Below are 16,275 nucleotides of genomic sequence, written 5' to 3' on the forward strand. Positions count from 1 at the left end.
CCTTATCCCTGATATATCAGCGAAGCGACATCCACCGGTTTGCTGAAGATTTTTCTTTCCGTAAAGACGTCATAAAATTTCTGGAACCATTGCAGGTTGTCGCCCTTTAGGTCGGGATACATCACGAAGCCGGGCAGTGGCACTTCTTTCACCAGCGCCGGTTCGATACTGGTATAACCCGCCACGTTTTCCCGCGCTTTGTCAGGATTGGCCGCAATAAATTCCACGGCTTTCTGATAGGCGGCGATAAACTTTTTCGCGGCGTCAGGATTATTTTGGATGAAAGTGGCGTTAAGCGCCGCTGCACCGCCGAACCACGGGGCATCGGCGTTACCGAGTACGTATTTGGAAATGACGCCGGTTTCCAGCGTGCGCGACAGGTGTTTCATACGCCCGACGGTGCCGGTCGGCTCCAGGGTATAAACGCCGTCAATTTGCCCGGCGGCAAGGGCTGGGGCGTGCTGACCGACGGGGAGTTCGATTACTGACGGATTAGTGAACCCGTTTTTCTCCAGAATGATTTTCGCCATGGTGACGTTCTGGATGCCTGGTCCGCAGGCGATTTTCTTGCCTTTCAGATCGGCAATGGTTTTCGCTGTGCTGTTCAGCGGTACCAGAAATTCATCTAAGACCAGCGTGTGATTGGAAGGATTCGAGCAGATGATTTTGAACAGGCCTGGCGACGTGATCGCGCCTAAACCCAATGCGCCTGTGGCCGTGCCGTTGGCACAGCCGTGGATCCTGCCGGTGATCATCCCTTCGACAATTTGCTGTGCACTGGCAAATTTGACGCCTTTGACGTTCAGCCCGGCCTCTTTGAAAAAGCCCTGTTCGAGCGCGACATACAACGGCAATCCGCCGACGATTGGCCAGTAGCCGATGCGAATTTCATCGTCGTCTGCGGCGAAAACGGTAGTGGGGATCATTCCGCCCAGCGTCATCACACCGCCGGTGATCGCCAGCCATTTCATCATCTGACGGCGTTGTTTATTGAACGGAAGGATTTCAGGTTTGTCGTTTTTCATCGGCGTTCCCCTTGGCTGTTATGCAGGCTGTGCAGCTTGTACTGCAACTTGTATACATAACGTTAAGCACAGGGCGTGCCAGATCGGCGGTTTAACGAAATAACCGAATATTCATCAGGTTGTCAGGAGCGCGCGCACTGCAACGGTGCGATTTTTGTGCGGGTGCTCACAGAAAGGATCCACCACAGGGCAAGGCGATAGCATGATTGCTAGCGGCTTGCCCTGCGACTTTGCGGTCAGACTTTAAATTCACTGCTCAGGCGGCTGATGCCCAGCCCGTTCACTTTAGTGACTTTGATTTGCACCGGAATGCGGTCTTTCATAGCCTCGACGTGGCTTATGACGCCGATGGTTTTACCGGAGGCGTTCAGGCTGTCGAGGGCGTCGAGGGCGGTGTCCAGCGTGTCGGCGTCGAGCGTGCCGAAACCTTCATCGAGGAACAGCGAATCGATGCGGGTTTTGTCGCTGACCAGATCGGACAACGCCAGCGCCAGTGCCAGACTCACGAGGAAACTCTCACCGCCGGAGAGCGTACGGGTATCGCGAACCGCATCGGCCTGCCAGGTATCGACTACCTGCAACTCCAGCGCGTCGCTGGTTTTACGCTGTAACAGATAGCGGCCGTGCAGTTTTTCCAGCTGACGGTTCGCCAGATACACCAGATGATCCAGCGTCAGCCCCTGTGCGAATTTGCGGAATTTCGCTCCGTCGCTGGAGCCGATCATCTGGTTGAGATAGCCCCAGTCGTCGCAGGTCTGCTGTGTCTGTGCAATCTGACCGATCAACGCCTGTTGTCCGCTGTGCCGTTCTTTATCGAATTTCAACTGATTGCTGACTTCACCGAGCTGCTGCTGTAACGCTTTCAGCTGTTGCGCCAGCGTCGCCTGTTCTGCGGTGAGCTGGGTGAGGTCGATTTCGCTCTCGCGCAGATGCGCAGGGCGCGCCAGACGGTGAGCTTCCAGCGTCGCACCGGCATCACTCAGCAGCGCCTGGGCCTGCGCCAGCTGTTGTTGCAGACGTTCTTTTTGCAGCTGGAGTTGCTGACGCAGCCCGTCATCGAGCAGGGCGAGTTTCACCGCCTCTTCGTCAGAGAATTCGCTGGCGGCCAGCGCCAGTTGCCACTCATTTTCAGCCTGTTGCAGACGTTCCGTCGCCTGCTGATGTTGCTGCTGCGTGCTGGCCAGCTGACCGGCCAGTTTATCGCGCTGTTCCTGCGCTTTGTTCAGTGCTTCGGCTGCGTCGCTGACGGCTTTCTCTGCGGCCAGTTGCTGCTGATGTAAGTGCTCGCGAACCTGCGCAATCTGGCTATCGCCGAACAGACTGCGACGCTGCGCATCCAGCTCTGCCAGCGTTTTCTCACCCTCGGTAAACTGCTTTTGCAAGTGCTCGATCTGTTCCTGAAGTTTGACCTGACTTTGCCCGATAAGCGTAAAGCGTTCGGTCAGCAGGGCGGTCTGCTGCTGCACTTTTTGCTGCTCATTCACGGCATCATTCAGTGCATCTTTCGCCTGTTGCAACGCCCGCGCCAGCTGTTCGTGCTCACCCAGCAGATCCTGGGACTGTTGCTCTTCGCGATCGCGTTCCGCCAGCCATTGCTGAACGGCATCCGTATCCTGCAATACGAAGGTCAGATTCAGCGGCGCGCTCAGTTGCTGCCAGCTCTCGAGTTGCGCATTCAGCTGTTGCTGATCCTGCTCCAGCTGGGTTTGCAGGCGCGTCTGCTGCTCTTTCAGGTTTTTAATCTTCGCCGCCAGCTCAATGCCGCTGGTTTTTGCCGTATCGAATTCGGCCTGCATTTTCTCGACGCGCTGCGCGGTTTCTGACGGTTTCACGTCCTGATAGCTTTCCACCGACGGATGCGACGTCGACCCGCACAACGGGCACGGCTTACCACTTTGCAGATTCGCGCGCTCGGCGGTGAGGCTGACGATCAGCTCTTCACTTTTCAGGCGGGCTTTGACGTCATTGAGATGTTCCAGTTGCTTCTGACATTGCAGACGGATCGCGCCCAGTCGCTGTTCTTCCTGCAAGACCTGCGTCTGGATCTGTGTGAAATCGGCATTTTGCTGCACCACCCGGCGGTTCAGCGGAGGATAAAGTTGCGCGAGCGAATACAGCTGCTGGCGCACCGGCCGCAGGTGTGTCAGTTCAGCCTGCCGTTTCTGCAACGCCGCCAGCGGATGCTGATTTTCCAGCGCTGCCTGACGCTGTTGCTGCACGGTCAGTGCCTCGGTCAGGGCTGTGTGCCGCGTCTGGTGCTGGCGGCTTTGCTCTTCAAGCTTCTGACGTTCGGCGGTCAGCTGTTCAAGTGCAAGATTTTGCTCGCTGACCTGTTTCTGTACGTCATTCAATGACTGTTGCGTATCGGTTTGCGCTTTCCGCCACTGGGCGATGCTGTTATCCAGCGGCAGGATTTGCTCTTCAATGAGTGTCTGCTGCTGTCGCTGTTCTTCCACCTGTTTCTGGCGCGCATTTTGCGCCTGTTCTGCGGCCTGCTTCAGCGGCGTCATCTGCGCCAGCTGGTGTTCCTGCCGCTGGATCAGCTGCGCGGTCTGCTGTTGCAGATTCAGTGTTTCCTGCTGGCAGCGCTGGCGATCGTTAAGACGTGAACGGAGTTTTTCCGCCGGTTCGCTGAGTGCCAGCTGCTGCAACTGCGGCGCAGCCTGCGCCATTTCCTGCTCCGTCGCTGCCAGCTGTTGCACTGATTGCTGATGTTTTTGCTGCACCTGCTGCCAGTGTTGCAGCCAGTTAAGATCCTGCTGACGCTGCTGCGCCCGCTGGCTAAGGCTGATTTCCTGCGCGTTGAGTTCTTTAAGCTGAGTTTCCAGCGCCTGACGCTGTTCTTCGCTGAGCAGTTCGATACCGGCCATGCGCTGATGCAAACCGTCGAGCGCTACGCGCGCTTCTTTATGCTGTTCGAACACGCGTTCAGACAGGAGACCGTAGATTTCCGTGCCGGTCAGTTCTTCCAGCAATTCGGCGCGGTCATTGGCATCGGCATTGAGAAAGGCGGCGAATTGTCCCTGTGACAGCATCATCGATTTAGTGAAACGGCCAAAATCCAGCCCGGTCAGTTCGGCAATCGCGTCAAGTTTATCGCGTACTTTATCCGCCAGAATTTTGCCGTCCGCCAGCAATGCCAGCTCGACTTTCGGCGCCTGTAAATTGCCGTCCGGTGAGTTTTTCGCCCGGCGCTGGCTCCAGAAGGCACGGTAGCCAATGCCTTTCACTTCAAATTCCACTTCGGCCAGTGATTCGGCGGTGTGGCGGGTCATCAGTTCGTTCTGGCTGGGGGTGACGTTCAGACGCGGCGTCTGGTGATACAGCGCCAGACAAATGGCATCGAGCAGGGTAGTTTTTCCCGCGCCGGTCGGGCCGGTGATAGCAAATAATCCGTTGCTGGCAAAAGGCTCAGCGGTGAAGTCGATTTTCCATTCGCCTTCCAGCGAGTTGAGATTTTTTAAACGCAGGCTGAGAATTTTCATTGTGCGGCGTCCTCTGCGTGATGACCGCTGGTGACCTCATCGACCACCTGCGCAAACAGCGTGCGCATCCGTGCCTGACGCTGTTCGTCAGTGTCCGCTTCCAGCGACAGCCGCCGCTCGAAGACATCGCTCACGCTCAGCTCGCTGAGGGTTTCTTTTTCCTGTTGTTCAATGCTGTTAATGCGCTGTTCTTTACTGCGGCGCAGCAGTACGACTTCCACCGGCAGTTCAGCGGTCAGCGCCTGGATCCGCCGCTGAATGTCGCTGAGGTAATCCTGCGTCGCGACTTCAATATCCAGCCAGACCGGTTTGGTGGTATCGCCATCGCTGAACTGCATCAGTTGTTTTTCTATTTCGGCCAGCGGGCCTTTGATCATCTGCATCGGCTGAAATACCGGAATTTCCAGCGTTTCGATGCTGTTCAGCGTTGCACCCGTAAAATCGAGCAGAAATACGCTTTTGGCTTTGCCGAGTTCGTCAAAACTCAGCGCAATCGGCGAGCCGCTGTAACGGATGTGGTTGGTTTTCGCCACGCACTGGGCGCGGTGAATATGCCCGAGTGCGACGTAATCGACCGGCGGAAATGCCTGTGCCGGAAAGGCATCGAGAGTACCTATATAAATGTCGCGAACGGAATCCGAGGTGCTGACGCCGACGGTGGTCAGATGGCCGGTGGCGATGATGGGCAGCGGGACGCCGAGCTGGTCGCGCTTCGCCTGTGCCGCCTGATATAAAGCGTCATAATGGGCAGCGATGGCTTCCTGCAACGCCAGCTGCTTGTCGCTGCCGGACTGACCGGCCTGGCTGGCTATCAAATCGCGCGGGCGTAAGAACGGGATCGCACAAAGCACTGCGCCGGGCGAGCCATCACGATGATTTAATGCCAAAACCTGCTCAGACAAGTCTTCACCGACGGTAGCGATCACGCGGGTGTTGAGGCAGGAAAGTAGTTCTTTCGATTCATTGAGCGTGGCGACCGAATCGTGGTTACCGGCCAGCACTACCAGCTGGCAGCCGGTGTGTTGTAATTCCACCACGAAGCAGTTATACAATTCCCGCGCATAGCTTGGTGGCGAGCCGGTATCGAAAATATCGCCCGCCACAATCACGGCATCGACCTGATGAGTTTCCACCTGTTCCGCCAGCCAGCGCAGAAAGGCCTGATGCTCGGCGGCGCGGCTTTTGGTAAAGAAGTACTGGCCAAGGTGCCAGTCTGAAGTGTGGATCAGGCGCATGAAACTCCCGGTGATTCGCTAGACGGTAACAATGGCGCAAAGTATAAACGCCGTCGGGGGACGATGTCCCCAGAAAAATCAGGCGAATTTCAGCAAGATGGCTGTCAAAGTGCGGTGTAATAGACCATCCTTTCTATTCATAAATCTGTCACAAAACTGACGCATAATGGCGCCCGCAATCAAATAAAAGATCGCTAACCTATTGGCAGGACCTACGATGGCTAGACGTATATTGGTGGTTGAAGACGAAGCTCCAATCCGTGAAATGGTGTGTTTTGTACTGGAACAAAATGGCTATCAGGCAGTAGAAGCTGAAGATTTTGATTCCGCGATTGGCCAACTGGTCGAGCCTTATCCTGAGCTTATCCTGCTCGACTGGATGTTACCGGGAGGGTCCGGGATCCAGTTTATCAAGCATCTTAAACGTGAAGCCCTGACCCGCGAAATTCCGGTGATGATGCTGACTGCACGCGGTGAAGAAGAAGACCGGGTGCGTGGCCTCGAAGTGGGTGCCGATGATTACATTACTAAACCGTTTTCTCCTAAAGAACTGGTTGCCCGTATTAAAGCTGTGATGCGCCGTATTTCACCGATGGCGGTGGAAGAGGTGATCGACATGCAGGGTCTGACGCTCGATCCTTCCTCTCACCGCGTGATGGCCAATGAGCAGGCGCTCGACATGGGGCCGACCGAGTTCAAATTATTACATTTCTTTATGACCCACTCCGAACGTGTTTACAGCCGCGAACAGTTGCTCAATAACGTCTGGGGCACTAACGTTTATGTGGAAGATCGCACGGTAGACGTGCATATTCGTCGTTTACGCAAAGCGCTGGAAACCAGTGGACATGACAGAATGATCCAGACTGTTCGTGGCACGGGATACCGTTTTTCAACGCGTTATTAGTCCCCACAGCGGAGAATCTGTGTGTTAGAACGTTTGTCATGGAAACGGCTGGCCGGCGAATTTTTTCTGTTTTGCCTGCCAGCGATCATTCTCGGTATTTTTGTCGGCCATTTTGGCTGGCTTCTCTTTGCGTCTCTGCTGGCGGCGCTGGGCTGGAACTATTATAACCAGCTTAAACTTTCACACTGGCTGTGGCTTGACCGCAGCATCACCCCGCCAAATGGCCGCTGGAGCTGGGAGCCGTTGTTCTACGGGCTGAACCAGATGCAGATGCGCAACCGCCGTCGCCGCCGTGAATTAGGGCAACTCATTAAACGTTTTCGCAGCGGTGCAGAATCGTTGCCGGATGCAGTGGTGCTGACCACTGAAGAGGGCAATATTTTCTGGTGTAACGGTCTGGCGCAGGAGCTTCTCGGCTTCCGCTGGCCGGAAGATAACGGGCAACACATCTTCAACCTGCTGCGCTATCCGGAATTTCGCGCCTGGATCCAGGCGCGTGATTTCAGCCGCGCACTCAATCTTCAGCTCAATAATGAACATTACGTCGAATTTCGCGTAATGCCTTATTCCGAAGGGCAGTTACTGATGGTGGCGCGTGATGTCACGCAAATGCGCCAGCTGGAAGGCGCGCGGCGTAACTTCTTCGCCAACGTCAGCCATGAACTTCGCACCCCGCTGACGGTTTTGCAGGGCTACCTGGAAATGATGGAAGATGCCAAGCTGGAAGAGCCGTTTCGCACTAAAGCGCTCGATACTATGCAAGAGCAAACGCGACGCATGGACGGGCTGGTCAAGCAGCTCCTGACGCTGTCAAAAATCGAAGCCTCCGCCAATATGGATTTGCACGAAAAAGTCGATATTCCGGTGATGCTCGGGATGCTGGAGCGCGAAGTACAGACACTGAGTGGCGGTCAGCACGAAGTTGTGTTCCGCGTAAACGAGAAGCTGAAGGTCTTCGGCAACGAGGATCAGCTACGCAGTGCGGTGTCGAATCTGGTGTATAACGCGGTCAATCATACGCTGCCGGGCACCCGAATTGAGGTCAGCTGGCAGCAAACGCCGCACGGCGCACAGTTCCAGATAAGCGACAACGGGCCGGGCATTGCACCTCAGCATCTCCCGCGTCTGACTGAACGTTTCTATCGTGTCGACAAAGCCCGTTCCCGCCAGACCGGTGGCAGCGGACTGGGGCTGGCGATCGTCAAACATGCGCTCAGCCACCACAACGCCAGGCTCGAAGTGATGAGTGAAGTCGGCGTCGGCACGCGCTTTATTTTTACGCTGGCACCCAAGCTGATAGTTCCTTCCGATAACACCACTAAATTTTCAGTGAAACCGTAAATTGCTGTTTTCTATCCAGCCCGGCATTTCTCCATGTCGGGCTTTTTTTGTTTGCTGCTTCATTAACTCACCGCATTTGATCGTGAATTTATTTCATCTCCCATGAAAATTCCTCTGTTGTCGGTGAGTAACCGGCATGACAGTATGGCCTTAAAGCCATTTAGACATCCAGAAGTCTATATGTAACGCGGCGCAATTATTTACCTTGTAAATCATTTGCATTTCGTCTGCGACGGGATGCCATTAAGGAGTTTTTCATGCAACGTATTATCCCTCCGTTCCGTGCTGATGTGGTCGGCAGTTTCCTGCGCCCGGCGGCTATCAAAGAAGCGCGTAAGCTGTTTCAGGCTGGCGAGATCGATGCCGCGCAGCTGCGTGCCGTAGAAGATACTGAAATCCGCCGCGTGGTGGATTTACAGCGCGAAGCCGGTTTGCAGGTGGTCACTGACGGTGAGTTCCGCCGTGCATGGTGGCACTTCGATTTCTTCGAAGGGCTTGACGGGGTGGAAGGTTACGACGCAGTACAGGGGATTCAGTTCAACGGCGTACAGACCAAAGCACGCAGCATTAAAGTCACAGGTAAACTCGGCTTTGGTGCGCATCCGATGCTGGACGATTTTCGTTTTCTGAAAAGCATCAGCGGCAGCGCAGTCCCGAAAATGACTATCCCAAGCCCGAGCGTGATGCACTTCCGCGGTGGCCGTAATGCCATCAGCAAAGAGGTGTATCCGGATCTGAAAGACTATTTCAACGATCTGGCACAGGTTTATCGCGACGCCATTAAAGCATTTTACGACGCCGGTTGCCGCTATCTGCAACTTGACGATACTGTCTGGGCGTATCTGTGCTCGGAAGATCAGAAGCAGCAAATCCGCGAACGTGGCGATTCTCCAGAAGAGTTAGCGCATACTTACGCGGACGTGCTGAACAAAGCGATTGCCGGTAAACCGGACGATCTGGTGATTGGTTTGCACGTGTGTCGCGGTAACTTCCGCTCCACCTGGATTTCCGAAGGTGGCTACGAGCCGGTGGCTGAGATCCTGTTTGGCGGTGTAAATATCGATGCCTTCTTCCTTGAGTATGACAATGAGCGTTCCGGCGGCTTCGAGCCTCTGCGCTTTATTAAAAAGGGCCATCAGCAGGCAGTTCTGGGGTTAATCACCACCAAGTCCGGCGAGCTGGAGCTGGCCAAAACCGTAGAAGCGCGTCTGGCGGAAGCGGCGGAATATTTGGATATCAATCAGATTTGCCTCAGCCCGCAGTGCGGTTTTGCCTCGACGGAAGAGGGCAACAGCCTCACCGAAGCGCAGCAGTGGGAAAAACTGAAACTGGTGGTGGATATTGCTGCCCGCGTCTGGTAATGCCTGGTAGTGGTTAATGTTTGACCTTGTAAAAATGTTGTAAACTGTGCGTGAAATAACCTGAGAGTGGTGATTTCACGCATTTTTCGTCCTTCCGGAGCATATCTTGTGCTTCATTAGTTTAAAAATCATACATATCATATGGCGTGTTTTTCGATGTATTCAGCGAATATTACTGCTTTGCGATGTTAATCTGGTTAAACACTCTGCTTTTTGGATCGCGGCTTGCCTTTATACGCTATAAACGTTTACCTTAACGCCCGCTGTCGCTCGATACTCCCTGCATAACAACGTAATCATCTGCATATCATCAGGCGTTTTTAGCTCACTTCGATCCCCACACGGTGCTCTCTGGCAGTTTTATGCCATTCATCCTTGTACGAGGTGGCAAGACGACAGCAACGGTCACTTTATTCATTTGAACAGGCAACACGACACCAATCATGAGTACTCGTTTAACAAATAAAGATATTCTGGCGCTGGGTTTCATGACCTTCGCTTTATTCGTCGGGGCGGGGAACATTATTTTCCCGCCGATGGTTGGCCTGCAGGCCGGTCCTGAAGTCTGGTGGGCAGCTGCCGGGTTTATGATAACCGCGGTAGGTCTCCCGGTGATGACAGTGATTGCGCTGGCGCGCGTCGGTGGCGGTGTTGACGCCCTGAGTACGCCAATTGGCCGTGGTGCCGGTGTTCTGCTGGCGACCGTCTGCTATCTGGCTGTAGGCCCGCTGTTCGCCACGCCGCGCACTGCAACCGTCTCTTTTGAAGTGGGTATCGCACCGATGACCGGTGACGGCCCGCTTCCTTTACTGATTTATAGCGTGATTTACTTCGCGCTGGTGATCGGCATTTCCCTCTATCCGGGCCGCCTGCTCGATACCGTCGGGCATTTCCTCGCACCGCTGAAAATGGTCGCGCTGGCTGCACTGGGTGTTGCCGCGCTGTTGTGGCCTGCCGGGCAGACCATGCCTGCGGTGGATGCTTACCAGACCGTGCCGTTCTCCAGCGGTTTCGTTAACGGCTATCTGACGATGGATACGCTGGGCGCGCTGGTCTTCGGTATTGTTATCGTGAATGCCGCCCGTTCTCGCGGTGTGACCGATGCCAAACTGCTGACCCGTTACACGATTCTGGCCGGCCTGATCGCCGGTTTAGGTTTGGTGCTGGTCTATCTGAGCCTGTTCAAACTCGGCGAAAACAGCGCTTCACTGGTGCCGGGCGCAACCAATGGTGCGGTGATCCTGCATGCGTATGTGGCGCATACCTTCGGTGGCGTCGGCAGCTTCTTCCTCGGTGCGCTGATCTTCATCGCCTGTATGGTGACGGCGGTTGGCCTGACCTGCGCCTGTGCGGAGTTCTTTGCTCAGTACCTGCCGCTGTCGTATAAGTCACTGGTGTTTATTCTGGGCCTGTTCTCCATGCTGGTGTCTAACCTTGGCCTCAGCCATCTGATCCAGATTTCCATTCCGGTGCTGACAGCCATTTATCCGCCATGTATCGCACTGGTGGTGTTGAGCTTCACCCTGCGCTGGTGGAATAATACGACACGCATCGTGGCGCCGGTGATGCTCGTCAGCCTGGTGTTCGGTATTGTCGATGGCATCAAAACCTCAGCTTTTGCTGATATCATGCCTGCCTGGACCGCAAATCTGCCGCTGGCAGCCCAGGGTCTTGCCTGGTTACCGCCTTCAGTATTAATGCTGGTGCTGGTCGGTATTTATGACAAAATCAGTGGTCCGCGCAACGTCACTGCGCACCAATAATTATCGGCAGAATGTTTGAACGTAGTTGAGTGAATGTTTCGCCAATCAGGCCACGGAAACCTTTCCGTGGCTTTTTCATTGGCAGGGTGCAGTGTTTTTTAGAATTCGCATGTTTGATTTTCAAAATACAGAAACGGGTTAGGGTCAATGCAACAATCAGCTGAACAACCAACCGCGCAGCCAGAAGCGCCGGGCACGAAGCTAAAGCGCGGTCTGACAACGCGTCATATTCGCTTTATGGCACTGGGATCGGCCATCGGAACCGGGCTGTTTTATGGATCGGCGGATGCGATCAAACTGGCGGGGCCAAGCGTGCTGCTGGCCTATCTGGTCGGCGGCATTATCGCCTTTATCATCATGCGTGCCCTTGGCGAGATGTCCGTTAACAATCCTCAGAGTGGCTCTTTCTCGCGCTATGCTCAGGATTATCTCGGACCGATGGCGGGTTACATCACCGGCTGGACATATTGTTTTGAAATCCTGATCGTCGCCATCGCGGATGTCACAGCGTTCGGCATTTATATGGGCGTCTGGTTCCCGGATGTGCCGCAGTGGACGTGGGTGCTGAGCGTGGTGCTGATTATCGGTGCCATCAATCTGGTCAGCGTGAAGGTTTTCGGCGAGCTGGAATTCTGGTTCTCCTTCTTCAAAGTGCTGACGATCATCATCATGATTGTGGCGGGCTTCGGCATTATTATCTGGGGCATCGGTAACGGCGGGCAGGCGACGGGCATCCATAATCTGTGGAGCCACGGCGGCTTCTTCAGTCAGGGCATTATGGGCACCATTTTGTCTTTACAGCTGGTTATGTTTGCCTATGGCGGCATTGAGATCATCGGTATTACAGCCGGTGAAGCTGAAGATCCGAAGAAGTCCATTCCGAAAGCCATTAACTCTGTGCCGCTGCGTATTCTGGTGTTTTATGTGGGCACACTGTTTGTAATTATGTCGATTTTCCCATGGAATCAGATAGGTACGCAGGGCAGCCCGTTCGTGCTGACGTTCCAGCATATGGGGATCACCGCAGCGGCAGGCATTCTGAACTTCGTGGTGATCACCGCGTCACTGTCGGCGATTAACAGCGATGTGTTTGGCGTGGGCCGTATGCTGCACGGAATGGCAGAGCAGGGGCAGGCACCGAAAATATTCAGCAAGGTATCGCGTCTGGGCACACCCTGGGTCACGGTGCTGGTGATGATGGGCGCGCTGCTGATTGCGGTTTACCTCAACTTCATCATGCCTTCCAGCGTATTCCTGGTGATTGCATCTCTGGCGACTTTCGCGACCGTTTGGGTGTGGATTATGATCCTGTTCTCCCAGATAGGTTTTCGCCGTAAGTTGAATAAACAACAGGTTAAAGAGCTGGAGTTCCCACTGCGTGGTGGTGTATACACGTCAGTATTCGGCATCATTTTCCTGGTGTTTATCATCGGCCTGATCGGTTACTTCCCTGATACCCGCGTGTCACTTTACGTTGGCATGGTTTGGGTTGTGGCGCTGCTGATAGGTTATGCGTTCAAGTTGCGTAACGACCGTAAGAAGCAGGCGTTGTCACTCAGCAAGTAACGCGTAAGCAAGTGCTTACCTTCGGATAAAGAAAACCCCCGATATCTTCGCGACATCGGGGGTTTTATATTTTCTACCGCTGAAGGTTAATACCCTATTGCAGCACCTGCCGGGCGACGCACGTCATTCGCGCCATACAAAAAGCCCTCACGGACTTTCCCCGACAACGCCGAGTCATTGCCGGAGTTCATCGGCGTGACGCCTGCTGCGCCCGGTAAGCCCACCAGAATCAGCTCTGCTGCGCCCCACGGTGTTTGCTCCACCATTTTGTAGCCCATTTTCGCCAGAATGTTCAGGCTGTCCTGAGAGACGCCACGCTGCTCGTAATAAACTTCATCCGGCAACCACTGGTGGTGAATACGCGGCGCATTGACGGCTTCCTGCGGAGGCATGCCGTAATCAATCACGTTAAGCGCTGTTTGCAGCGTGATAGTGATGATGCGCGAACCGCCCGGCGACCCCAGTACCATGAAGATTTTACCGTCTTTGGTCACCAGACTCGGGCTCATGGATGATAGTGGGCGCTTACCGGGGGCGATAGCATTACGCGTCCCCTGCACCAGCCCGTAAAGGTTTTTCTCGCCGACTTTGGTGGTGAAATCATCCATTTCATCGTTAAGGAAGAAACCGGTGCCCGGCGCAATCACCACGGATCCAAACAAGCCGTTGATGGTATACGTCGTAGAAACGGCATTGCCCATTTTATCGACGATAGAATAATGCGTGGTTTCCGGCTTCTCATGCGGTTCCATGCCCGGCTGAACCTGCGTGGATGGCGTCGCTTTATCCGCTTCTATCTTCTTACGAATCTCTTCGGCATAACTTTTGCTGATCAGGCGGTCGACCGGATTTTTCACAAAAGCCGGATCGCCGAGATAAGTGTTGCGGTCCATGTAGGCGTGACGCATGGCTTCGGTGAGCGTGTGAATGGACGCAGCTGAGTTGAAGCCCATGCTTTTCAGGTCATAGCCTTCAACAATGTTGAGGATTTCGCACATCGTTACGCCGCCAGAGCTCGGGGGTGGCGCTGAGACAAATTTATAGCCGCGATAGCTACAGGTGATCGGCGTGTCTTCTGTGACTTTGTAGTTAGCGAAATCCGCTGCGGTCAGAATACCGCCGCCTTTTTTCGAGGCCGCTTCTACTGCGGCCGGGATTTTGCCCTTATAGAACGCGTCCGGGCCGTGTCTGGAAACCGACTCGAGCGTGTTGGCTAAATCGGTTTGCACCAGTTTGTCGCCGGGCTGCAACGGGCTGCCGTCTTTGCGCAAAAAGATGCGCGCGGCTTCGGGATCTTCTTTGAAGCGGGCGACTTTAGTATCGAGAATATCCGTATCCGCGCGGGTCAGCACGAAGCCCTGACGGGCGAGTTTTATCGCCGGTGCCATGACCTGCTGACGCGTGAGCGTGCCGTACTCTTTCTGGACCGTATCCATTCCCAGCACGGTACCCGGAACGCCTGCGGCCAGATAGCCGTAAAGGCTGGCCCCTTTTTTCACATTACCGTCGGCGTCCAGATACATATTGGCGCTGGCGGCGGCGGGTGCGGTTTCACGAAAGTTGATAAAAGTGTCTTTACCGTCCGCCAGATGCACCGTCATGAAGCCACCGCCGCCGATGTTGCCACAGCATGGGTTGACGACCGCCTGTGCGTAACCGACCGCGACCGCGGCATCAATCGCGTTGCCGCCGATCTTGAGGATGTCGACGCCGACCTGTGACGCTAAATGTTGCGAGGTGACGACCATACCGTTTTTCGCTTCAACGGCCGGGTTTGACGCGGCAAAAAGCGGAAAACTGGTAAACATAGCCAGCGCGATGAGCGATTTTTTCCATGGACTCCGTAACATGTAAGCTCCTGTCTTTTGAAATCAGAACCTTCAGGCTCTTGTGTGATAACGCTTTTTTGGGTGTTAACGATGTTGTTTAACGCAATACCTCTATGCAAGGCGCACGCCACTCTTTAAAAAAGGGCGCACCACTGCTGAAGCAGGGAATACGTTTTCAGCGTAGACCTAAAAGACCGGGAGTGAGCAGAAGGAAGGGGAGAACTGTGATCGGGGCAAATGGCAGGCAAAAAAAAACGGCCAGCGAGGCTGACCGTTATTGACCTTGATATCCGAAGAGGATTACAGGTTAGAAGCGTTTTCAGACAGGTATTTAGCTACGCCATCCGGAGATGCGCCCATGCCTTTTTTGCCTTTTTCCCACTGAGCCGGGCACACTTCGCCGTGCTCTTCGTGGAATTGCAGCGCGTCAACCATACGCAGCATTTCGTCGATGTTACGACCCAGTGGCAGATCGTTCACTACCTGGTGACGTACAACGCCTTCTTTGTCGATCAGGAAGGAGCCGCGCAGTGCAACGCCAGCGTCCGGATGTTCGATACCGTAAGCTTTCTGAATTTCGCGTTTGATGTCAGCAACCATTGCGTATTTGACAGGGCCGATGCCGCCTTTCTCAACAGGGGTGTTACGCCATGCGTTGTGAACGAACTCGGAGTCAAAAGAAACGCCTACCACTTCTACGCCACGATTCTGGAATTCTTCGTAACGGTGATCGAAAGCGATCAGCTCAGAAGGACAAACGAAGGTGAAGTCCATTGGCCAGAAGAAGATAACAGTTGGTTTGCCTGCAGTGTGTTTTTTGAAGTTGAAGTTTTCAACTACTTCGCCGCTACCGAGTACTGCGGCTGCGGTGAAATCAGGGGCTGGGCGAGTTACCAGAACCATAAATTGCTCCTTTTAAGACCCATGAGGGCATCGTAGGTGGAAAGGGTGAACAAAACGACTGCCAGTATAGGGGCAAGGCCGCAGTGAATAAACCCCATCGCGCCAATCAATCAGATAGCATCGGGCTATCAGTTTTTGATCCAGCTCTCAGGCTTCATTAAGAGCAATCTCGCAGATTGCAGCCATTTGTGCTCTGAATCACAGGTTGCAGAGGATTTGTCAGATTTGACGGTCTCTCGCTTGCTGCATCATGACCGGATAAAATTGCCAAAATAGCTGTTCAAGCGCGTCGTAGTTCAGTTCGATATCGTGAAACGATCCGGTCAGCGCGCTGAGTTTTGGCCGTCTGGAGGCCATGCCGCGCAGGACGTCGCCGATAAAGGGCAGTGCGGCGTAGCGTTCCATCCAGCGTTCCGGCCACAAATACGCATTAAGATTCTGAAAACGCTCCGGCATATCCGGTAACTGCGGCGTAATTTCCTGCTGACAGACGGCAAGAAAATCTTCCAGCGGCTGCTGTGGATGAATTGTCGCCCAGTGACGCGACAGGAAATGATCCCATACCACGTCAAGCGTGATCGGCGAGACGCGGCGGAAATCATCTCGGAAATAGCTGCGTGCGATCCGCACTTCGGGCAGGGAGTCGGTCAGGGTGTCAACGCGGCGATGCATACGGATCCCGCTGACGATTTCAGCAGAATATTGCCCGTCAGGGTTGCCGCGAACGAAGTCCGCCAGCAAGTTGCCCAGCAGGGAACTGTCGGCCAGCGAGGCCAGATGGAGGTGCGCTAAAAAATTCATCGGCGGAGTATAACGCAGGAAACGTGATCTACGACAGGTCAGGGGATGCCTTTATTCGC

General features: G+C 54.5%; 11 protein-coding genes. 5 read left to right on the forward strand and 6 right to left on the reverse strand.

Annotated elements, in window-relative coordinates:
• Positions 1–2: 2 nt before the first annotated feature.
• From ACMHLI_RS02050 to sbcD, 3 genes are all read right to left on the reverse strand, one after another.
• The gene (locus ACMHLI_RS02050; RefSeq protein ID WP_413528048.1) at positions 3–1,025 is read right to left on the reverse strand and encodes an ABC transporter substrate-binding protein; all 1,023 of its coding nucleotides are present in this window, start codon (positions 1,023–1,025) and stop codon (positions 3–5) included.
• A 236-nt stretch (positions 1,026–1,261) separates the two neighbouring features.
• Positions 1,262–4,510: an exonuclease subunit SbcC gene (sbcC, locus tag ACMHLI_RS02055; protein WP_413528049.1), complete on the reverse strand. Its 3,249-nt coding sequence runs from the start codon at positions 4,508–4,510 to the stop codon at positions 1,262–1,264.
• Complete coding sequence (gene sbcD, locus ACMHLI_RS02060; protein WP_413528050.1) at positions 4,507–5,745, reverse strand: exonuclease subunit SbcD; 1,239 nt, start codon at positions 5,743–5,745, stop codon at positions 4,507–4,509. Before sbcD ends, sbcC begins: the two co-directional genes overlap by 4 nt.
• A 217-nt stretch (positions 5,746–5,962) precedes the next feature.
• Here sbcD and phoB point away from each other — a divergent pair, with 217 nt between their 5' ends.
• From phoB to proY, 5 genes are all read left to right on the forward strand, one after another.
• Positions 5,963–6,652 (forward strand): phosphate response regulator transcription factor PhoB, encoded by a 690-nt coding sequence (phoB, locus tag ACMHLI_RS02065; RefSeq protein WP_112164277.1) that lies wholly within the window; start codon positions 5,963–5,965, stop codon positions 6,650–6,652.
• Positions 6,653–6,673: 21 nt separating this feature from the next.
• Entirely contained in the window at positions 6,674–7,993 is a 1,320-nt protein-coding gene (gene phoR / locus ACMHLI_RS02070) for a phosphate regulon sensor histidine kinase PhoR (RefSeq protein WP_413528051.1), read from the forward strand.
• A 257-nt stretch (positions 7,994–8,250) separates the two neighbouring features.
• Positions 8,251–9,354 carry a cobalamin-independent methionine synthase II family protein gene (locus ACMHLI_RS02075; protein WP_413528052.1) on the forward strand — a complete coding sequence of 368 codons (1,104 nt, stop codon included), beginning with the start codon at positions 8,251–8,253 and terminating at the stop codon, positions 9,352–9,354.
• Positions 9,355–9,797: 443 nt separating this feature from the next.
• Positions 9,798–11,117, forward strand: a complete 1,320-nt coding sequence (gene brnQ / locus ACMHLI_RS02080) for a branched-chain amino acid transport system II carrier protein (protein ID WP_413528053.1) — start codon at positions 9,798–9,800, stop codon at positions 11,115–11,117.
• 147 nt (positions 11,118–11,264) lie between these two features.
• Complete coding sequence (gene proY / locus ACMHLI_RS02085; protein ID WP_112164282.1) at positions 11,265–12,683, forward strand: proline-specific permease ProY; 1,419 nt, start codon at positions 11,265–11,267, stop codon at positions 12,681–12,683.
• An 86-nt stretch (positions 12,684–12,769) separates the two neighbouring features.
• Here the strand turns inward: proY and ggt are convergent, their stop codons facing one another.
• The 3 genes from ggt to ACMHLI_RS02100 form a co-directional block, all read right to left on the reverse strand.
• Positions 12,770–14,533, reverse strand: coding sequence for a gamma-glutamyltransferase (ggt, locus tag ACMHLI_RS02090; RefSeq protein WP_413528054.1), 1,764 nt, complete (start codon positions 14,531–14,533; stop codon positions 12,770–12,772).
• 279 nt (positions 14,534–14,812) lie between these two features.
• Positions 14,813–15,415 (reverse strand): peroxiredoxin C, encoded by a 603-nt coding sequence (locus ACMHLI_RS02095; protein ID WP_013576674.1) that lies wholly within the window; start codon positions 15,413–15,415, stop codon positions 14,813–14,815.
• Between the two features lie 219 nt (positions 15,416–15,634).
• Positions 15,635–16,216, reverse strand: coding sequence for an ACP phosphodiesterase (locus tag ACMHLI_RS02100; protein WP_413528055.1), 582 nt, complete (start codon positions 16,214–16,216; stop codon positions 15,635–15,637).
• Positions 16,217–16,275: the final 59 nt, after the last annotated feature.

The sequence above is a fragment of the Rahnella inusitata genome, assembly GCF_965118895.1.
Lineage (GTDB): Bacteria > Pseudomonadota > Gammaproteobacteria > Enterobacterales > Enterobacteriaceae > Rahnella > Rahnella inusitata_A.

Excerpts from the sequence above, each read along its gene's own strand:
- ACMHLI_RS02050 (WP_413528048.1), bottom strand. The coding sequence starts at position 1,025 with ATGAAAAACGACAAACCTGAAATCCTTCCGTTCAATAAACAACGCCGT.
- sbcC (WP_413528049.1), bottom strand. The coding sequence starts at position 4,510 with ATGAAAATTCTCAGCCTGCGTTTAAAAAATCTCAACTCGCTGGAAGGC.
- sbcD (WP_413528050.1), bottom strand. The coding sequence starts at position 5,745 with ATGCGCCTGATCCACACTTCAGACTGGCACCTTGGCCAGTACTTCTTT.
- phoB (WP_112164277.1), top strand. The coding sequence starts at position 5,963 with ATGGCTAGACGTATATTGGTGGTTGAAGACGAAGCTCCAATCCGTGAA.
- ACMHLI_RS02075 (WP_413528052.1), top strand. The coding sequence starts at position 8,251 with ATGCAACGTATTATCCCTCCGTTCCGTGCTGATGTGGTCGGCAGTTTC.
- brnQ (WP_413528053.1), top strand. The coding sequence starts at position 9,798 with ATGAGTACTCGTTTAACAAATAAAGATATTCTGGCGCTGGGTTTCATG.
- proY (WP_112164282.1), top strand. The coding sequence starts at position 11,265 with ATGCAACAATCAGCTGAACAACCAACCGCGCAGCCAGAAGCGCCGGGC.
- ggt (WP_413528054.1), bottom strand. The coding sequence starts at position 14,533 with ATGTTACGGAGTCCATGGAAAAAATCGCTCATCGCGCTGGCTATGTTT.
- ACMHLI_RS02095 (WP_013576674.1), bottom strand. The coding sequence starts at position 15,415 with ATGGTTCTGGTAACTCGCCCAGCCCCTGATTTCACCGCAGCCGCAGTA.
- ACMHLI_RS02100 (WP_413528055.1), bottom strand. The coding sequence starts at position 16,216 with ATGAATTTTTTAGCGCACCTCCATCTGGCCTCGCTGGCCGACAGTTCC.